Source organism: Streptomyces sp. NPDC001732 (assembly GCF_053596315.1).
The window spans coordinates 42051-61677 of the sequence record NZ_JBSFFY010000019.1 but is presented as its reverse complement, the minus strand read 5'-3'; the positions used below and the strand labels follow the sequence as shown (position 1 = coordinate 61677).

Genomic DNA, 19627 nt, shown 5'->3' with positions numbered 1-19627 from the left:
TCTCACCGAAATACCCGTGGCACGGGATCTCGACGGAAAGATCGCCCTGGTCACCGGGGGAGGCAAGGGGGTCGGCGCGGCGATCAGCCGTGAACTGGCCCGGCACGGCGCCCTCGTGGTGGTCAACTCCTTCCACTCGCCGCAGGCCGCCGAGGAGACCGTGGCGTCGATCCGTTCCGCCGGGGGCCGGGCGGAGACGCTGCGGGCCAGCGTGGCCAAGCACGACCAGGTGACCGCGATGTTCGCGACCCTGGCCGAGAAGCACGGTGGTGTGGACATCCTGGTCAACAACGCCGCGCGGGGTGTGTTCGCCCGTTTCGACGACCTCACCGACTTCGAGTGGCAGCGGGCGCTGGACACGAACCTCCACGGAGCCCGCCGGTGCACCCTCGAAGCGGCACCACTGATGGCCGCACGCGGCGGCGGTGCCATCGTGAACGTCTCGTCCATCGGAGCCGGACTGGCCATGGACAACTACCTGCTGGTGGGGGTGTGCAAGGCGGCGCTGGAGGCGATGACCCGGTACCTGGCCGCCGATCTCGGCCCGTCGGGAATCCGGGTGAACACTGCCTCGGCCGGGCTGCTGGACAATTCCACGGCCGCGCTGTTCCCCGGTGCGGACGCCCTGCGGGCGACCTGCGCGGCGGCGGCCCCGCTCGGCGGGGTGGGCCACGAGGACGACCTCGCCCGGCTGGTGGCCTTCCTCGCCTCTCCGCAGGCCCGCTGGATATCCGGGCAGTGCCTGCTGGCCGACGGCGGACTGTCCGTGGGCCGCGCCATGCTCACTCCGCACCGACCCGCACCACCCACCGCCTCGGCGCCTTCCTCTTCGCTGTCTCCTCCGCTTTCGCCCTCGCCCATGCCCTTGTCTTCGCCGCCGGTCCGGACGGCGGCCACACGGTCTCCCGCCGCGGAGCGGGAGACGGCACGCACGGTGGCCGTGGTGGGCATGGGGCTGGTGGCCCCGGGCGCCGAGGGGCCGGACGCGTTCTGGCGACGGCTGATGGAAGGCGTACCCCAGTTCAGCGAGCCCGGAGAGCGGTTTCCCCTGGAGCATTTCTGGTCGCCGGAGGACGCCGCGGACCGCACATACAGCCGGGTCGCCGGCTACGTCCGCCCCGCGCCGCACACCGGAGAGAACACCGAGAAGAACACCGAGGGGGAGGCGGCAGAGGACTTCCTCACCGTCTGGACGCGCACCGCGCTTCTCCAGTGCGACGCCCCACGTCTGACGTCCCGCCCCGGCGTCCGGACCGCCTGCTTCGCCGGTGCCTGGGCCGAGGGATCACAACACGTGGAGGAGAGCCTGCTCGTCGAGGCCGCCGCCGACGGCATCGCGGCGCACTGGGACGGAAGCACGGCCGAGCACCCAGAGGCGCCGCGTGAGCTGCTCGTCCGATGGCTGCGGTCCGCGTACCGACACGCGGGCACACCGGCCGGACACCTGCCCCCGGCGGCCCTGCGCGCCGCCGTCGCGTCACTGCTTCCCGCGCCGACGCCGGTGAAGGTCGTCGACACCGCCTGTTCCTCCTCGCTGTACGCCATCGACCTGGGCGCCCGTGCCGTCCTGGACGGCGAGTGCGACCTCGCCCTGTGCGGCGGAGTGTTCTCCCTCGGACCCCGCTACAGCGTGTTGTTCTCCCAACTGCGCGGGCTGAGCCGGTCGGGCGCGGTCCGGGCCTTCGACGCGGACGCGGACGGGGTGCTGTTCGCCGACGGGGCGGCGTTCGTCGCCCTCAAGCGGCTGGACGCCGCCCGAGCCGACGGCGACCACGTCCTTGGGGTGCTGGCCGGGTTCGGCACGGCGTCCGACGGGCGCGGCCGGGCCGTCCACGCCCCCAACGCCACTGGTCAGGAACGGGCGTTGACCCGCGCCCGCGCCGTTTCCGGTACCGCACCGGAGCAGATCGACTGGGTGGTCGCCCATGCCACCGGCACCCCGGTCGGCGACCGGGTCGAGCGCGGCGTGCTGGCGGAGCAGCTGCCCCACGCCTGGTGCACATCGAACAAGTCGGTGTTCGGCCACACCGGTTGGGCGGCCGGTGCGGTGTCGGTCGTACACGCCCTGCAGGGCATGGCCCACTCCACGATCCCGCCGCAGATCCCCTACCGCGGCCCCGAGGACGCGCCCCCGCTACGGGTGCCGACGGATCCGGTGCCCTGGCCGCGCCCGGCCGACCGGCCCCGGACTGTGGGAGTGTCGGCGTTCGGGTTCGGCGGAACCAACGGGCACCTGCTGCTCCAGGACGCCCCCCGGCCCGGCGAGGCCGTGCCGGCCTCCCTGCCCGCCCCCGTCGAGGACGATCCGGTGGTCGTGGTGGCCTGGTCGGCCCATCTGCCCGGAACCCCGGAGGCGGCGGACGTCGCACGCCGTCTGGCCGAGGGGCACAACCCCGCGCCACGGCGCTCGTTCGGAGCGCGGTACCCGCGCCCGTCCTTCACCGAGGTGCGCATCCCCGCGCCCACCGCCGCCGGCATCGACCGGGCCCAGCTGATGGCGTTGCAGGCCGTCGCCGCACTCGTCCCCCCGGACGCCGCGCCCTGGTGGGAGGGGTTGCGGGAGAGCTGCGGGGTCTTCGCCGCCCACACCGGTGTCCCCGCCGCGTCGCCCGACATGACCGTCCGCTGCCACGCCGCCTCGCTGACCGGGGCGGTGCGGCAGCCGCTGCCCCGCGGACTCGACCGCACGGCGTTGCACAAGGCCACTTCGGCGTTCCTCGACGCGGTGCGCGAGCGCACCGGCCCCGGGGAGGACACCCTGGCCGGGCTGATGCCGAACGTGATCCCGGCCCGGGTCGCCGCCCTGCACGACCTGCACGGCCCCACGATGACCGTCGACACCGGGCTCACCTCGGGCCGCAGCGCCCTCGGGGCCGCCGCCGCGTATCTGCGGCGCGGGGAACTGGAACTGGCACTGGTGCTGGGCGTCAACGGCGCCACCGGGCCGCTGTTCGCCCGCCTGCACGACATCGGAGGGTGCAGGGAGTCCGCGGAAGGGGCCTTCGCCCTGGTGCTCACCCGATCCTCCGTCGCCCGCGCCCGTGGCTGGCCCCTCCTCGCCACCCTCGACACCCTGCTGGACCGGCTGTCTGCCGAACGTGGTGAACCGGACGGGTGGAGCTACCCGGGAGCCGACGACCTGGTGACAGCCCTACGCCACCTCGTCATCCACGCGCCGAGCCCTGCGCCGCCGAGCCCTGCGCCGCCGAGCCCTGCGCCGCCGAACCCCGTGCCTCCGAGCCCTGCGCCTCCGGACCCCACACCTGCCTCCGCGTTGCTGTCCCGGCCCGCCGAAGGCGCCACGACCTCGCCCCGGCCCGCCGATGGCATCGTCCCGCCCCCGCCCCCGTCCCCGGTCACCTGGCGGCATACGCTGAGCTGGGAGGCGGCCGGACCGTGCGGCACCGGTGCACGGCCGCTGCCGGCCCGCACCCTGGTGATCACCGACTCCCGGTGCGCGAGCGCCCTGCGCGCCATGGTCGAGGCCGGGGTCCGCTGCCGGCTGGTCGCCGTCGATGGGGACCGGAACCCACAACAGGCCGTCGATCGCGCCCTGCGCGACGACCCGGAGGGATTCCGGCACCTGCGGGTCGTCGCCGACCTGCACTCCGCACCCGCCTGGCCCGCACCGCCCACCGCCGACGTACTGGCCGTGCAGGAGGCGGCGTTCTGGGCGGTGCGACGGCTGCGCGACCGGCTCACCGAGAGCGGAACGGTCGCGGTGGGAGTGGCGGCACCGTTCCTCGGGGAGGAGGCCGCCCCGCACGCCCATCTGTTCACCGGCTTCGTCAAGTCCCTGGCCTGGGAACTGGCCGACGGCTGCACCGTGCGCGCGGTGGTCGGGGACAGCACCGAACCCCTGGCCGTACTGGCCGCCCTGGACGACGAACTCGCCCGTCCGGCCGACGGGTTGCCCGTGGTCCGCCACCGCGACGCCACCCGCTTCGTCCAGCGCCTCGCCGAGAACGACCCTCCCGCCCCGGACGGAACCCCGCCGCTCGCCCCGGGGGCGGTGGTCGTGGCCACGGGCGGCGCCCGCGGCATCACCGCCGCCTGCCTGCTCGGCCTCACCCGCCAGGTGCCCCTGCGGATTCACCTGGTGGGGTCCGGCCGCCCCGACGACGTACCCGACGACCTGCTGCACACCCCCGACCAGGAGTTGTCCGCGGCACGCGCCCGCTACATCACCGACCGGCTCTCCCGCACGCCGCGGCGGCCGGTGGGCGAGATCAGCGCCGCCTTCGACCGCCTCCTGCACGCCCGGGAGTCCGCCCTGACCCTACGGGCCCTGAGCGAGTCGTGCGGCGCCGAGCAGGTCCACTTCCACACCTGTGACGTCACGGACGCGAACGCCGTACGCGCCCTGGCCGACGCCGTACGCGCCCGGGAGGGCCACGTCGACCTGCTCGTCAACGGCGCGGGGCTGCACCACCCGGGCGACATCACCCGCAAGACCCTGCCCGGCATGCGCCGTATCCGCGACGTCAAGCTGTCCGGCTACCACCATCTGCGTGCCGCGTTCACCGGCGCTCTCGCCCCGCGCCTGTGGTGCAACTTCGGCTCGGTCACCGGCGTGGCAGGCCTGCCCGGCGAGAGCGACTACTCCCCGGCCAACGACTTCCTGTCCGCCGCCGCCCACGTCGGCGACGACGGCGAGTTCACCATCGCCTGGACCATCTGGGACGAGACCGGCCTCGGTTCCGGGGCCGTCGTCCAGTCCCACACCGCGCGCACCGCGCGCCTGTCCCGCATGACCACCGCCGAAGGAGTCGCCCACTTCCTGACCGAACTGCGCCGCCGCACGGGCGGGAGGGACCGGCTCGTCACCTTCATCGGCGACGCCGAACACCGCTCCTTCGACACCCGTTTCCCGGGCCTGCGCACCACCGACGCCCCCGATGCCACCAAAGCCACCGGCACCACCGGTCGACACCACCCGGTCGCTCCTCCCGCGTTCACGCCACGTCCCACCGATGGCGGCGACGCCCCGGCCCGACCGCCCGGCCACCCCGTACGGGCCGGACAGCCCGCGGCCACCTCGGCCGGGCCGCTGGGCGTCCCTCCGCCCGGACTGCTCGGCGAACCCGTCACCGGCCGTGCCGACCACGCGACCTGGCACCTGGTGCTCGACCTGGGCGCCCACGGCTTCCTGCGCGACCACCTGGTGGACGGCAGACCCACCGTGCCGGGCGTGATGCTGGCCGACATCGCGGTCCAGGCGGCCCGTGCCCTGGCTCCCGGGCTGCCGGCCCGCGGCATCGACGACCTCGCCTTCAGCGCCTGGGTCCGCGCCCGAACCGACGGCAGACCCGCCCGGTACCGCGTCGAGGCCCGCCGCCGCGACACCAGGACGGCCTGCGCGGTCGGGGTGACCATCCGCTCCGACGTCGTCGCCCCCGACGGACGCGTCCTGGCCCACGACCGGGAACACGTCCGCGCCACGGGCCGCCTGGGCGGTCCGGCCCCACTGCCCGAACCGTACGGCCCGCTCGCCGGACCCCACCGTGCGGTGGACGACCCGTACTACGACACCGCCTCCCCGGTCCTGCTCACCGGCGCCTTCCGTGCCACCGACCAGTGCCGCGCCACCGGCTCGGGCACCGGTGCCCACTGGCGCCCCGACCCGGAGCGGCTGTCCGCGCTGCCCCGGCTCTCCACCCCGGCCGTCCTCCTGGACAGTCTCGCCCGCACCCCCGCCCTCGAACCCACCCCGGACGGCCACCACCCCGTCGCCGTCCCCCACCACATCGAACGCATCACCCTGTACGAGCCCGGCGACGACCACGACCTCGTCCGGACCCACCCCACCGGGCTGCGGCTACACCACTCACCCGCCACCGGCACCAGCACCGCCACCACCCGGGACGGCCGCGTCGTCGCCCAGATCTCCGGCATGAGCGTCACCGTCCTCGCCCGCGTCCCGGCCCGCTCCCACACACCGGCCCCATCGACCACCCCGGCCCCACCGACCACACCAACCGCGGAGAATCACCGGGCCGAGGACGACACCCCGTGACGCCGACGGTCCACACACTCGCCGGTGCCCGCTGCCGCCGGGTGGCCACCGCGGCGGGCCCGGTCGACCTCTGGTGGTACATCGCCCCGCGAGGGCGTCCCGTACCCGGCCGGGTCCTACTGCGCCATGCCGTCGCGTCGCGGCACGCCCGCCCGGCCGGCACCGTCACCGTGGTCCGCGACCCGCTCGGCCGCCCCGCGCTCGCCCCGGAACAGCACCTGCCGCCCCTGCGCCTCACCGCCGCCCACTGCGGCCCCGTGACCGTGGCCGCACTGGTCGCGGCACCCCGGAGCGGCACCCGGATCGGCATCGACATCGAACACCTGGCCTCTCCTCCGCCGCCGAACCTGCTGCGGTACGCCCTCCGGCCGGGCGAGGCCGCCGCGCTGGCCGACCGGCCCGAGACCGTACGGAGGGAGGAGTTCCTGACCCTGTGGACGGCCAAGGAGGCCATCGCCAAGGCCCTGGGCTGGTCCCTGCTGCGCGCCCTCGTCGACGTGGAGATCACCCTGCGCCCCGGGCTCTCCCTGTCCCGGCTGGGGCACGAACCGGCCCCCCGCGGCTGGCAGTTGCTGCCCCTGAACCTGCCCGGGGCGCCGCACACGGTCACCCTCGTCACCCACCATCCGCCATCCGGCCCACGACGGGAGAGCACATGGACCTCATCGGCAAGACCGCGCTGATCACCGGGGCCACCCGGGGCATCGGCCTGGCCGTCGCCCACACCCTCCACGCCCACGGCGCCCGGCTCGTCATCACCGGCCGCTCCGAGGACAGCGGCCGAGCGGCCCTTGCCCGGCTGGACGCCGGGGACGACGTCACCCTGTGCGTGGCCGACGCCACCGACCGGGCCGATGCCGAACGCGCGGTCGACGAGACGGTGGACCGCTACGGGCACCTCGACATCGTCGTCAACAACGTCGGCGGTGCCACCGACTTCGCCACCCTCGCCGACATCACCGACGACACCTGGCACCACACCCTCGCCCTCAACCTCGACTCCGCCCTCTACACCACCCGCCGTGCCCTGGCCCATCTGATCCCGCAGCGCTCCGGCCGCGTCATCAACATCTCGTCCATGGAAGGCCGCGACCCGGACCCCGGTCTGTGCGCCTACGCCGCCGCCAAGCACGCCCTGATCGGGCTCACCAGGGTCCTGGCCAAGGAGGCGGGGCCCTACGGCGTGACCGCCAACTGCGTGTGCCCCGGCGCCGTCGAGACCGACTGGTTCACCGAACAGGGCCCCCGGGCCGCGCGTGTTCTCGGCACCGACTACCCCGGGCTGGTCCGCCACTTCACCGGCCGCACCGCCACCGGCCGCCTGACCCGGCCCGAGGAGGTCGCCGCCGCCGTCCTGCTCCTCGCCTCCCACGCCGGTTCCGGCATCACCGGCGCGTGCATCCCCGTCGACGGCGGGGCCACCGTCTGAGGCCCTCGCCGGAGACCGGCGGCGCCGACCGGGGCGGCCGACCCTCCCGGGGCCGCGCCGCTCAGGCCCGCCGGGGACGGGCGGACCGGGCCCGGCCCTCTCCGTCCTCGCGTCCTTCGGAGCAACCGTTCCCCGCGAGCCGGTCCCGGAAGGCGTCCTCGATGGCTTGCTCGACGGCCGACTCGACGAGGTGCGCGTTCTGCGGCGCGGAGCCCTTCCTGGCCAGAGCGGCGATCCGCTGGGCCTCCTCGACGGTCGGGGTGAGCCCCACCAGGAGGAAGGGCAGCACCAGACGCCGCACGAGGACTTCGTTCGCGGAGGTGGTCCCGGGCCGGCGTACGACCGAGACGTTGACCCGGACGGCGTGCTCGTTGCCCGGCGGAACGCCCGGCCGGTCCGTCTCGACGGCCGCGTAACGGAACCCGTGGGCCAGGTCGCAGGCGGGGCAGCCGACGGGGCCGCGGCTCAGCCGGTCGCCGCAATCGGGGCAGGTCAGCCGGTCGAGGGCGGCGTCCACCACCCGCCAGTCGTGCCGGTCGGGTTCGTCCACCACCAGCTCGGCCACGGCGGTTTCGTCGTCCTCGCCCACGCCCCAACCGCGCAGGGCGGACCGCCATTCCTCCTCCACGATGCCGTCCACCAGCTCACGGCACGCGGCGCAGGCGGGCGCACCAGCGTATTCGTATCCGCCGCACGTCGCGCACCGGCGCAAGGCCGCCCCGACCGAAGGTCTCGCCATGGTCTCCTCCTGCCGGTGCCGCCTGCGCACGGGGGAGGACCGCCGATTGTGTTTCCCCTTCCGGCGATTCTTCCGCACCGGGGCGGGCCGGAGGAACTGGATTACGTACGGGCCCGTCGGCGGGCCCCGGTGCGCTGCTCTGCCGCCCCCCTCACCCGACCGCACGGACCGCCCCGGCCCCCGGTCAGTGGGACGCGGCCGCCTTGGCGCGGAAGGTCTGCCGGTAGGCCAGGGGCGCCACCCCGATCGTGAGCGACATGTGCCGTCGCAGGGAGGCGCCGGTCCCCAGGCCGGCCTCCTCGGCGATGCGGTCCACCGGGAGGTCGGTGACCTCCAGCAGATGGCGCGCGTGTTCGACACGCTGCCGGGTCAGCCACTGGCCGGGCGTCATCCCGACCTCGTCCCGGAAGCGGCGCGAGAAGGTCCGTACGCTCATCCCCGCGTGCCGGGCCAGTTCGGCGAGTGCGAGAGGACGGCCGAGCCGGGCGAGGGCCCACTCGCGGGTGGCCGAGGTGCTGCTCTGCGCCACCTCCGGGACCGGCCGCTCGATGAACTGCGCCTGCCCGCCCTCCCGCCAGGGCGGTACGACGCACAGCCGGGCCACCCGGTTGGCGACGGCGCTGCCGTGGTCACGGCGCAGCAGGTGCAGGCACAGATCCACCCCGGCGGCGACCCCGGCGGCAGTGAGGACCCGGCCGCCGTCGACGAACAGCACGTCGGCGTCGACCTGGACCCGGGGGAAGGCGCGCTGGAAGTGCTCCGCATCGTTCCAGTGGGTGGTGGCGCGGCGGCCGTCGAGGAGGCCCGCGGTGGCCAGGACGTAGGAGGCGGTGCACATCGAGACGATACGGGCGTCGGCCGGCAGCCGGTCGAGGGCCGCGGCGAGTTCGGCGGGCAGCCAGTCCATGGCGGTGGGGTCGTTGCCGTCAGCGGCCGGGCCGCAGAGGAAGGGCGGGACGACGAGGGTGTCCGCGGTGGCGAACACCTCGGCGCCGTGCTCGACCGTGATGCTGAAGTCGGCGCTGGTGCGGACCGGACGGCCGTCGAGGCTGCAGGTCAGGACCTCGTAGAGCGGCTCGCCGTCGGGCCCCTCGGCCGTGCCGAAGATCCGTACGGGGATGGTCATCTCGAAGGGGTAGACCCCGTCGAGGGCCAGGACGACGACCCGGTGCGCGCGCTCAACAGTCATGGCCAGATCTTTTCAGATCGTGGCAGTTCGGCCACTCGTCCGGTCGGATCGGGCCGGGCACTCTTGATCGCATGACGACGACCCCGCAGGCCACGACGGCCCCGCCCACCCCGACGACCCCGCATGCCCCGACAGCCACGCAGACCCCGCCCGTAACCTCGACCGCCCCGGAGCCGGGTCGGCGGCCCACCATGCGGGCTGTCACCCAGGGCGGCTTCGGGGGCCCCGAGGCCCTCCGCCTCGCCACCGTCGACCGGCCCGAACCCGGTCCGGCCGAGGTCCTCGTACGGATCCACGCGACGGCGGTCAACCCCACCGACGTCTGGCACCGCGCGACCGGCGGCCTGGCCGGCGCCGACGTGCCGCCCGTCCCGCTCGGCTGGGACCTCTCGGGCACCGTCGAGGCCGTCGGCATCGGCGTCACCCTGTTCCGCCCCGGCGACGAGGTCTTCGGCATGCCGCGTCACCCCGCCCCGGCGGGCACGTACGCCGAGTACGTCACCTCACCCGCCCGCCACCTGGCTCACAAGCCGGCCGGCCTCGACCACGTCGCGGCCGCCGCACTGCCGCTGGCCGGTCTGACGGCGTGGCAGGCGCTGGTCGACACCGCGGACGTACGGTCCGGGCAGCGGGTGCTGGTGCACGCGGCGGCCGGCGGGGTGGGGCACCTCGCCGTCCAGATCGCCAAGGCCCGCGGCGCGTACGTGATCGGCACCGCGAGCGCGGCCAAGCACGATTTCGTGCGCTCGCTCGGCGCGGACGAGGTCGTCGACTACCGCACGGCCGACTTCGCCGAGACCGTGACCGACGTGGACGTCGTCCTCGACACGATCGGCGGCGCGTACGGACCGCGCTCGCTGCGGACCCTGCGCCCCGGTGGCCTGGTGGTCTCGCTCGCCTCCCCGGCCGAGGCCGCGCTCGCCGACGAGGCCGGTCGGCGCGGCGTCCGGGCCGTGTTCCTGGCCGTGGAGGCCGACCACGCGGGCATGCGGGCCCTCGCCGGCCTCGCCGAACGCGGTGCGCTGCGCCCGCACATCGCCGAGGTGCTGCCGCTCGCGCAGGTCGGCAGGGCGCACGAGCTCTCCCAGTCCGGCCGCACCAGCGGCAAGATCGTCCTGACCACCGAAGCCCACCACGACACGATCGCGCAGGACCGGAACTCCGCACCGTACTTCGGCCGCCGCACCGCGTAGCTCCGCACCTTCCGGAACCGGCAACCCCCACGGACCGGCGCGCCCCCACCACGAGAGCCACCTCCCAGGAAGCACTCGTGACCTGCGCGCTCGACGGCCACACGGCGGACGCGGAGCCGGTCTCCCGGTTCTTCCCCACACCCCACTCGTTCGATTCCGGGCCGGACGTGCTCTTTCGTCCAGGGCCGAAACACATGGAATCCGCCGGACGACCGGCCGCATGCTCGCTTCAACGCCGACGCCGCAGCCCGGCACCGGCGGCCATCAGCAACGAGAAACGGGGAAGAGCCATGGCACGGTCAGGCATGTCCAAGCGGGCGCTCCTCGCCTCCGGCGCGGCGGTCCTGCTCTCGGCCGGCGCACTCGGCACGACATCGGCGCTCGCCGACAGCTCCGGAACCTCTCGGGCAGGAGGCGGTGCTGCCACCGTCGCCCAGGCGGGGGCGAAGGCGAAGGGCACCCCGGACGGCTACGTCTGGAACGCCTACATCAAGAACCACCGCTACGCCGACGTGATCTGGGACGACTACACCTCCAACGGCGCGGACGTGGACAGCATCACCATCGATGACGCCAACCTCGACGGCCGCTCTTCACAGCTGCGGGTCTACAAGAGCAGGACCGGACCGCTGTGGAAGAAGGTCCACGCCCACAACGGCGGCACCAAGACGATCGACGTGAACATCAAGAAGGGCAAGAAGATCTACTTCGAGGTGTGCGGCTACAACGACGGTGCCAAGCAGGGCTGCACCGGCAGGCGCTACTTCCGCGAGTAACAGACCCGCCACCGGGACACGAAGCGCGCCGGCCACGCCCGGCGCGCTTCGCGCACGCCCCGCGACCATGCCGCACGGCCGCTCGCGAAGCCCGGTACGGCAAAGCGCGGACAGGGCCCTTTGGGCCGGGGAGAGTGGCGGCGGTGGTGCCGAGCGAGCGGCGGTGCGTTCCGGGACCTGACGGCCGCCATCACCCGGTCGGACGAACGCGGGCCCCGGTGACCCGGCCGTGCCCGCTGCCGTGCGGGTGTCCGGTCCCACCGCAGCGCGCGTGCTGGAGGCGGGGGGCGCGACTAGGGTCGAAGGGCACACTCAGGGGCCGAGGAGGCGTTGCACGGCCGGCAGCGGTCAGGGAGTGCCGGTTCCAACGGAACGAGGAGCGTGGTCGGTGTGGCCCGAAGTCGCCGGTTGATCCTGAGCCCGCCGTCGGGAGTCTGGGACCTGCTGTCCGACGGCCGTCGCTACGGGGAGTGGGTTTCCGGAACACAACAGATCATCGCCGTGGACCCGCACTGGCCGGAAATCGGGGCCCGTCTGCGGGTCCGGGTCGGTGTCGGCCCGCTGACCCTCGACGACACCTGCGTCGTCCGCATCTGCGAGCCGCAGCACCGCCTGGAACTGGAGGCGAAAGCAGACCCCTTCGGGGCGGCCCGCATCGCCATGAACCTGATTCCCTGGGGCGCGAACACCCTGTTCATTCTCGAATGGCACGCCCTGCGGGGTCCCGGCACCCGGATGCACGGGCTCCCCGTGGACTACCTCGTCTCGATCCGCAACGGCATGATGCTGACGAAGCTGGCCCGGATCGCGGTGCGCGAGCATCACGGCAGTTCCGGTGTCCGGTGACGTTCCACGGAGCGGCCGGAGCCGATGACGCGGAGGCCGGGGGCCCGCAGGCCGCGGAGGGGGCGCTCGACCGGCTCCTGGCAGGGCTGCGCATTCCGGCCTGACCCTTCGGGCGGACTCCCGGCGCCCTGCGGGCCGGCCGTCGGCGATCGAAGAAGGCGCGGGGCGCGACCGACCCCTCGTCGGTGCGCGGCAGCTCCTGCTCGGACCGGCGTCTCCGCCGCCCCCGTCGAGGCCCCCTCGGGGCTCTCACCGGTGCTTCTCCCGACGAGCCACGGTGCTTTTGACAACGCTTTCACCGACGCCGTTCGTCACGCCGTTCGCTCCTGGTCCGCGTGATCATTCCGGTGCTAGGGTGATGATTTTTCGCGGAATGACAGCTACCGCAGGAATGGGGTCGGGGGTGGCGCCGTGCGGCGCCGCCGGGTTGGGGGGACATGCACACGCTGCGCCCGTTGCAGGATCTCGGTCTCTCCGCGACAGCGGAGGCCGCCTATCTCGCGCTCGTGGAAGGGGGGCCGCAGACCCTGGCCGAGCTCACCGGCCGGTCGGCGCTGGCCGGCTCGCCGCTCGACGGCCTCGATGCCGCCGTCGCCGAACTCGGTGACATCGGCCTGGTGTCCCGTACGAGCGGCAGGCTGAGCGCCCAGCCGCCCCGTGCGGTGCTGGAGGCGGTCGCCGAGCGGCGCGCGCGCCAGGCCCGGATCGCCTACGAGAGCGCCACGGCCCTGTCGCAGTACTGGCTCGACCACACCGCCGGAGCGAGCTACGTCGAGGTCGTCGACACCTCCGAGCGGCGCGGGGAGGTCCAGTCGCGGGTGCACAACGGGGCCGTGTCCCAGGTGCGCGCGCTGTCGATCGGGCCGGTGGGCGGGGGCGACCGGATGCCGGAGGTCGGCCCCGGCACGCTGGACGCGCTGGACCGCGGGATCGCCTACCGGGTGGTGTACAGCGTCAACATCCTGCAGGACCCCAAGGCACTGGAAGTGGCGCACGAGTGTGCCGCCCGGGGAGAACAGGCCCGGGTCTTCCCCGATGTCGCGCTGAACCTGCTGGTCTGCGACGACCGTTTCGCCGTGGTCTCCGTCGCCGCCCCGAACCGTACGGGACACCACAGCGTCGTCGTGCAGCCGTCGGGGCTCCTGGACGGGCTGATCGGCGTCTTCGAGTCGTACTGGCAGATCGCCGTTCCGCTCCGGCCGGCCGGTGAGACCGTCACGAGCGAGGCGACCCCCGAGGGGCGGCAGCTCCTGAGCTACCTCAGCACGGGGCTGACCGACGAGTCGATCGCCCGTGAGCTCGGGGTGAGCGAGCGCACCGTCGCCCGGCGCATCGCCCGCCTCCAGGAGATGCTCGGCGCCAAGACCCGGTTCCAGCTCGGCGTCCAGGCCAGCCGTCGCGGCTGGCTGTGACCCCGGGCCGCGGCCGGGCGGCTCGCGGCGCGGGCGCGGGGCGGTGCGTGATCCGGCCCGCCCCGCGCGGGTCCTCGGCCGCCGGGGTGCTCATCGCCCCGGCGGTGCGGTGGTGACCGTTACTCGCTGTCCGGCTTGACCAGGTCGGGCAGCTTGAGCTCGAAGAGCTTGTCGAACGTGACGGCGGGCAGGATGTGGCCCTGGTTCGGCGCCTCGTTGGCCACGCCTGCCGCCCAAGTCGCCGAGTTGAGGCGCTGGTTGGGCGTGCCGTGGTGGCCGGAGCTGGTGAAGCTGCAGTCGCCGACCTGGTAGAACGACTTCTCGGCCTTGAGGACGCGGGCGGCGTTCAGCGACTCGCCGCGGGAGTGGGTCAGGTAGTACGTGCCGAACGCGTCCGCCATGAGCTCGGTGCGACGGGTGGCCTCCGCGCCGGTCAGGTCGCTCGCGAAGAGGTTCTTCTGGTACTGGACGTGGTGACCGAACTCGTGGCCCAGGATGCCGCGCGGCGCGACGTCGCCCAGGTTCACCGCGGTCATGCCCTGCAGGATGCCGTCACCCATGATGATCCGGTCCGTGATGCCGAGCGGCGCCGGGTCGTCCTTCTCGCTGTAGGCGAAGGCGTTGAAGGAGAAGATCGGGTTGGCGCCGCCCTGGAGGGCCGGCTCCGAGTCGACCAGCTCGATGAGCAGGTCGGCCAGGCCGAGGTTCTCCTCGGGAGTGTCGCCGTACAGGACGGAGAGCGTGCGGGCGAGCCGGTCCGGACTGGTGAAGACGTCCGCGCCGTGCATGGGGATCAGTTCGATGCCCGCCGAGTCGATGTCCCAGAAGCGCTTGAGGTTCTTCATCTCGGAGTTGAGCTGCTGGGTGTACTCGCCCTTGACGCCGAACGTGTTCGACGACGACTCCTTGCCGTAGATCAGCGCATCGTAAGTAGGCATGTCGAAGCCGCCGAAGAGCGAAAGGATGAAGACGGTCCACGGATCCTGGACGCCGTCGAAAAGGGAGTTGGCGTACTTCGACAGCTCGGTCGTCTGGCACTGGTAGTCGCCGGGGTTGATCACGCTGTCGCGGATCTGCTGCCATTCCGCGTTCTTCAGACCGTACTTGGCCCTGGCCGCGTCGAGACGGGTCTCCCAGTCGGCGGGCAGCTCGGCCAGGATCCGGTCGACGACGGCCTGGTGTTCCGGGTCCATGGAAGAGGTGTCGATGGAGGACTGCAGGGACCGGCTCGCCGTAGTCGTGACGCCGGTCGCGTCGGCGGCGTGTGCGGGAAGCGTCATGCCGAGGCCACAGGTCGCGGCGATCGCCAGGCTCGCTGCCACAGACAGGGTCTTCTTCACAAGGTCTCCTTTCGAGGGTGCCCGACAGGGCATCCACGGGCGACGCTCAGTCTGTAAGGCCAACTACCGGATCAAGAACAGTCGTTCACTGTCCGAAACCGGCATGTCTGGAACCTGACAATTTCATGGATCGCGTCGTGCACCCGTCGTCGACGGTCCGGTCTCTGAGTTGCAGGCGTCCGGCACCGGCACGCTGACCGATCGTTATGTGGTGCGGTGGCGGTGGCGGCGGTGAGCACGGGCGAGGTGGTGAAGCGGTTCCGCGAGGCACGGGCCCGAGAACCCCCAACGAAATGATCTTCGAGACGGCTGGATCCTTTCGCAGTCACCCGCGTGTGCCTCCGGAGCGCCGCCGGCCACCGGATGGCGTCCCGGCGAGCCGCTCGGCCAGGATGGGCGTATGACATGGACAGCACCGCAGACCGAGCGCACCGTACGGATCGGTGATCTGGCCACCGCACCCGAGCGTCGGATGCTGGAAGGCTGGCTGGACTGGCACCGCGAGACCCTGCTGGGCAAGTGCGCGGGTCTGGAACCGTCCCAACTGGCGCGAACCACCGTGGAACCGTCGGACCTCACCCTGCTGGGCCTGGTCCGGCACATGGCGGAGGTGGAACGGGCGTGGTTCCGGCGGCGCTTCGCGGGTGAAAACATCGGGAACGTCTTCGCCGACCCGGGAGACGGCGACGAGGGCATCAGGGGAGTCCACGAGACGCACGCGGCACGGGACTTCGAGAGATTCCGGGCCGAGGTCGCCGCGTCCAGGGCGGCGGCAGCCGGACACGACCTCGACGAGACGTTCATGTCCGAGCGCGGCAACCCCCTCAGCCTGCGCTGGCTCTACATGCAGATGATCCAGGAGTACGCCCGCCACAACGGGCACGCCGACTTTCTGCGAGAGCGCACGGACGGGAGAACGGGCGACTGAGCCGACGCTCCCGGTCGGCCCGTGCACAGGTCGACGCCCCCTGCACGGGCCGGTTTTCGACGTGGCGTTGTCAGCCCGCGTGCCGGGCCATCCACGCCTCGACCTCGTCCGCCGACCTCGGCAGCCCCGCCGACAGGTTCTCGTGACCGTCCTCGGTGACGACCAGGTCGTCCTCGATCCGGACCCCGATGCCGCGCCACTCCTCGGGCACGGTGAGGTCGTCCGGCTGGAAGTACAGACCGGGCTCCACGGTGAGCACCATGCCCGGCTCCAGCACGCCGTCGACGTACTCCTCGTTCCTGGCCTGCGCGCAGTCGTGGACGTCCAGGCCGAGCATGTGCCCGGTGCCCGCCATGGTGAAGCGGCGCTGAAGGCCGAGCTCGTACGCGCGGTCGGCCGGGCCCTCGATGAAGCCCCACTCGACCAGCCGGGCCGCCAGGTGACGCTGGGACGCCTCGTGGAAGTCCCGGTACGCGGCACCTGGTTTGACGGCCGCCATGCCGGCTTCCTGGGCCTCGTACACCGCGTCGTAGACCTTGCGCTGCACGGGGGAGAAGGTGCCGTTGATCGGAAGCGTGCGCGTCACGTCGGCGGTGTAGAGGGTGTGCGTCTCCACGCCCGCGTCGAGCAGGAGCAGGTCCCCCGGGCGCACCGGGCCGTCGTTGTCCGTCCAGTGCATGATCGTGGCGTGCTCGCCCGCGGCGCAGATCGAGCCGTAGCCGACGGCATTGCCCTCCAGCCGCGCCCGGCGGAAGAACGTGCCCTCGATCCACCGCTCGGACGACGCGATCGCCCCGGAGAGCTCGCCGACCACATCGGTGAACCCGCGCACGGTGGAGTCCACGGCCTTGCGGAGCTCGGCGATCTCCCAGTCGTCCTTGACGAGGCGGAGGTCGCCGAGCGCCTCTTCGAGTTCGGCGTCCCGCTCCTCGTCGGTGCTGAGGGCGGCCTCCAGGGCCGGGTCGATCCCGCGGACGATCCGGGTCGGCGTACCGGAGGCGGCGGCCAGGTCGTCGGCCGCCGTACGGACGTCCCGGCAGGGCAGGCCGAGCACGAGTTCCGACTCGGCGAGGGAGCGGCGCCGTCCCATCCACAGCTCCGCCGTGGAACCGGTCCAGAACTCGTTGTCCTCCCGGCTGTCCCGCGGCAGCTGGTAGCAGTAGGCGTCGTGGCCGCCGTCCGCGCGGGGTTCGAGGACGAGAGCGCCGTCCCGGGCCTGGTCCCCGGTCATGTGCACATAGCCCGAGTACGGCCGGAACGGGTAGGTGTCGTCGTTGGAACGGACCTTGAGATTCCCCGAGGGGACGACGAGGCGCTCGCCGGGAAAACGCGCGGAGAGCGCGGCGCGGCGGCGCTCCGCGTACGGGGCCTGCTCGTCGGGCCGCAGATCGTGCCGCTCGGTGTCCGCCCACCCCGTCCGCATCAGCGCGGACAGTTCCTCGGAGATTCCTGAGTAGAGACCGTTCTTCCGGCCCTTCGCCACGGCGTACACCTTCTTCCCAGTGGATATCCTCAGCGGCGAGGGGCAGGGCGAACCGTACGGAGAGCCCCTCGCTGCCGCCGTTCGGCGGCGGCCCCCGGAAGGTATCCCGCACCGCACGCGCTCGGCGCCCGGAAGTGCCACTGGCACGGATCGGCCACATCCCCCGTCGGAGCCGTCGACAATGAGGCACATGGCGAACGTGAAACTCGGCGAGGCACTCCGGCTTCTGGGCCTCGACCCCGCGGCGAGCCGGGTCTATCTGGCGCTGCTCGAACTGGCGCCCGCCCCGCTGAGCGCGATCGAGGCCGCGTCCGGTCTGGGCGGTGCGGAACTGGCCGAGGCGTACGGGGCGCTGGTCGACGCGGGCCTGGCCAGTGCCGCCGAGGAGGCCGACGACATGGTGGCCCCGGTCCCGCCCACCGCGGGCCTGGAGATCCTCGCCCGGCACAGGGAGGCCGAGATCGAGGAGTCGCGCATCACCGTCGGGGGCGCGTTCGAGTCGTTCCGGCGGCAGCGGCTCGCCGCGTACAACGACAATCTCGTCGAGGTCGTCACGGGCGAGGCCATCGGCCCCAGGATGCGGCACGCCTGGGCGAGCGCCCGGGAACAGATCCGGCAGTTCGAGTCACCGCCGTACTTCCCCCTGCCCGGAGCCACGGACGACGCGCTGGCCACGCTCGCCCGTGGCGTGACGCAGCGCGTCGTGTACTCGCGGGAGTCGCTGGAGCATCCGGGCCGCCTGAAGAACGCCATCGAGCCGTGCATCAAGGCCGGCGAACAGGCCAGGGTCATGTCGTCGGTACCGGTCAAACTCGTGATCATCGACGAGGCGTACGCACTCGTGTCGTTGTCGATCAAAGAGGCCGACGTGCACAACACCATGCTGGTCGTGCAGCCGTGCGGCCTGCTCTCCGCCCTCATCGCCCTGTTCGAGCAGTCCTGGCCGAATGCCCTGCCGTTCCACGGCCGCACCATCCGGCCGGGCGGCCTGCCCCCGGCCGACCGCCGACTGCTGTGGCTCCTCGCGGGCGGCGCGAGCGACGACGTCATCGCCCGTGAACTGGGAATCAGCCGCCGCACCCTGTTCCGCCGCCTGCAGATCCTGATGGCCCGGCTGGGGGCCGCGAACCGCTTCCAGATGGCCTTGCAGGCACAGCGCTCCGGCTGGTTGTGACCGGCACGTCCGCCCCGGGTCCGGGTCCGGGACCGGGACCGGGTCACGGGCTCTGGGCAACCACGGCGCCCCGCACGAACCGCCGAAGGTGCGCGCGCACCGTCCCGGGCCGCTCCAGCCAGGGTTCGTGCCCGGCGTTCTCGATCCGCGTCAGCGGAAGACCGAGCCGATGCGCGAGCGATTCGAGAGCCGCCATGGGGCGGGGATCCTCGGCCCCGCCGAGGAGTTCCGTCCGGGCGGGCAGACACGCGCGCAGCTCGGCAAGGTGCTCGTCGAGCGGGTCCGCGCGTCCTTCCCCGCCGAGCTCGTCGTTCATGGCCCAGTTGACGGGGCGACGGTACCGGGCATCCCGCGCGGCCCGGCGCCGGCCGCGTACGGGATCCGCATGGTCGGTGAACCAGGCCAGTGTGAGCAGTTCGACCTCCTGCTCCTCCGTGCGGCACGGCAACTCCTCCAACGCGTGGAGCCGCTCCCGCTGCGCCACGGACATGCGGCGCTCGCGCTCCGCCCGGTACCCGGTACGCCAGTCACCGACGAACGGTCCGCACATCAGCAGCATCGCGGCAACCCGCTCGGAATGCGCCAGACAGAACCGGCTCGCCAGGTCGGCACCGTAGGAGTGCCCGATCAGCACGGCCCGGGGCGCGCCCCAGGCGTCGAGCAGTTCGGCGAGATCGTCGACATGCCGGGCGAGGCGATGGCGGCCCCGCCACACGGACCGGCCCGTGCCACGCTGGTCGTACCGGTACACGGGCGCGAGATCCGCGACCATGGGGGCGACACCGCCCAGATAGTCCGGCAGACCCGGACCGCCGTGGAGCATGACCACGGGCAGCAGCCGCGCGGTGTCCCCCAGGGCCGTCCAGTGCAACCGCGCCCCGTCACTCGTCGACACGAGGCCCTGCGTCTTCGTCAAGGTCACCGCAGAGAACCTACCGGTTGTCGTCGAGGCTCCGCCGAAGTTCGAGGAACCGGACCGGACGACTTCCCGGGCCCCGCTCCGGGGCTCCGGGTGTACATCGGGCCGGTCGTCGCAGGAGGGGCCGGTCACCCTGGCCCGTCCGTCCGTCCGAGCGCCCTCTAGTATCATGTGGCGTTTTGC

General features: G+C 73.0%; 14 protein-coding genes. 9 read left to right on the top strand and 5 right to left on the bottom strand.

Going from position 1 to position 19627, the window contains the following annotated elements; translation table 11 throughout:
- The first annotated feature begins 16 nt into the window (after positions 1-16).
- Genes ACWCXX_RS20030 through ACWCXX_RS20020 form a run of 3 tightly spaced genes read left to right on the top strand, consistent with a single transcriptional unit; the run spans position 17 to position 7445 of the window.
- Positions 17-6016, top strand: coding sequence for an SDR family oxidoreductase (locus ACWCXX_RS20030; RefSeq protein ID WP_451128986.1), 6000 nt, complete (start codon positions 17-19; stop codon positions 6014-6016).
- The gene (locus ACWCXX_RS20025) at positions 6013-6699 is read left to right on the top strand and encodes a 4'-phosphopantetheinyl transferase family protein (protein WP_451128984.1); all 687 of its coding nucleotides are present in this window, start codon (positions 6013-6015) and stop codon (positions 6697-6699) included. Before ACWCXX_RS20030 ends, ACWCXX_RS20025 begins: the two co-directional genes overlap by 4 nt.
- Positions 6672-7445 (top strand): SDR family NAD(P)-dependent oxidoreductase, encoded by a 774-nt coding sequence (locus tag ACWCXX_RS20020; RefSeq protein WP_451128982.1) that lies wholly within the window; start codon positions 6672-6674, stop codon positions 7443-7445. Before ACWCXX_RS20025 ends, ACWCXX_RS20020 begins: the two co-directional genes overlap by 28 nt.
- 61 nt (positions 7446-7506) lie before the next feature.
- On the opposite strand, the gene ACWCXX_RS20015 is transcribed toward ACWCXX_RS20020, so the two are convergent.
- On the bottom strand, positions 7507-8184 hold the full coding sequence (locus tag ACWCXX_RS20015) for a hypothetical protein (protein ID WP_451128980.1): 678 nt from the start codon (positions 8182-8184) through the stop codon (positions 7507-7509).
- Positions 8185-8368: 184 nt separating this feature from the next.
- Complete coding sequence (locus ACWCXX_RS20010; protein WP_451128978.1) at positions 8369-9373, bottom strand: GlxA family transcriptional regulator; 1005 nt, start codon at positions 9371-9373, stop codon at positions 8369-8371.
- A 191-nt stretch (positions 9374-9564) separates the two neighbouring features.
- Here ACWCXX_RS20010 and ACWCXX_RS20005 point away from each other — a divergent pair, with 191 nt between their 5' ends.
- The 4 genes from ACWCXX_RS20005 (at position 9565) to ACWCXX_RS19990 (ending at position 13600) form a co-directional block, all read left to right on the top strand.
- The gene (locus ACWCXX_RS20005) at positions 9565-10566 is read left to right on the top strand and encodes an NADP-dependent oxidoreductase (RefSeq protein ID WP_451129118.1); all 1002 of its coding nucleotides are present in this window, start codon (positions 9565-9567) and stop codon (positions 10564-10566) included.
- Positions 10567-10856: 290 nt separating this feature from the next.
- Positions 10857-11342 (top strand): hypothetical protein, encoded by a 486-nt coding sequence (locus ACWCXX_RS20000; protein WP_451128976.1) that lies wholly within the window; start codon positions 10857-10859, stop codon positions 11340-11342.
- A 390-nt stretch (positions 11343-11732) separates the two neighbouring features.
- On the top strand, positions 11733-12188 hold the full coding sequence (locus ACWCXX_RS19995; protein ID WP_451128974.1) for an SRPBCC family protein: 456 nt from the start codon (positions 11733-11735) through the stop codon (positions 12186-12188).
- A 437-nt stretch (positions 12189-12625) separates the two neighbouring features.
- A complete protein-coding gene (locus ACWCXX_RS19990) occupies positions 12626-13600 on the top strand; it encodes a helix-turn-helix transcriptional regulator (RefSeq protein WP_451128972.1) in 975 nt (324 codons plus the stop codon).
- A 119-nt stretch (positions 13601-13719) separates the two neighbouring features.
- On the opposite strand, the gene ACWCXX_RS19985 is transcribed toward ACWCXX_RS19990, so the two are convergent.
- Positions 13720-14940, bottom strand: a complete 1221-nt coding sequence (locus tag ACWCXX_RS19985) for a hypothetical protein (RefSeq protein ID WP_451128970.1) — start codon at positions 14938-14940, stop codon at positions 13720-13722.
- 400 nt (positions 14941-15340) lie between these two features.
- Here ACWCXX_RS19985 and ACWCXX_RS19980 point away from each other — a divergent pair, with 400 nt between their 5' ends.
- Positions 15341-15868 (top strand): DinB family protein, encoded by a 528-nt coding sequence (locus tag ACWCXX_RS19980; RefSeq protein ID WP_451128968.1) that lies wholly within the window; start codon positions 15341-15343, stop codon positions 15866-15868.
- A 70-nt stretch (positions 15869-15938) separates the two neighbouring features.
- Here ACWCXX_RS19980 and ACWCXX_RS19975 read toward each other — a convergent pair whose 3' ends face one another.
- The gene (locus tag ACWCXX_RS19975) at positions 15939-17351 is read right to left on the bottom strand and encodes an aminopeptidase P family protein (protein ID WP_451128966.1); all 1413 of its coding nucleotides are present in this window, start codon (positions 17349-17351) and stop codon (positions 15939-15941) included.
- A gap of 190 nt (positions 17352-17541) precedes the next feature.
- Between ACWCXX_RS19975 and ACWCXX_RS19970 the strand changes: the two genes are divergently transcribed.
- Complete coding sequence (locus tag ACWCXX_RS19970) at positions 17542-18525, top strand: LuxR family transcriptional regulator (protein WP_451128964.1); 984 nt, start codon at positions 17542-17544, stop codon at positions 18523-18525.
- A gap of 43 nt (positions 18526-18568) precedes the next feature.
- Here ACWCXX_RS19970 and ACWCXX_RS19965 read toward each other — a convergent pair whose 3' ends face one another.
- Positions 18569-19447 carry an alpha/beta fold hydrolase gene (locus ACWCXX_RS19965; protein WP_451128962.1) on the bottom strand — a complete coding sequence of 293 codons (879 nt, stop codon included), beginning with the start codon at positions 19445-19447 and terminating at the stop codon, positions 18569-18571.
- Positions 19448-19627 lie beyond the last annotated feature (180 nt).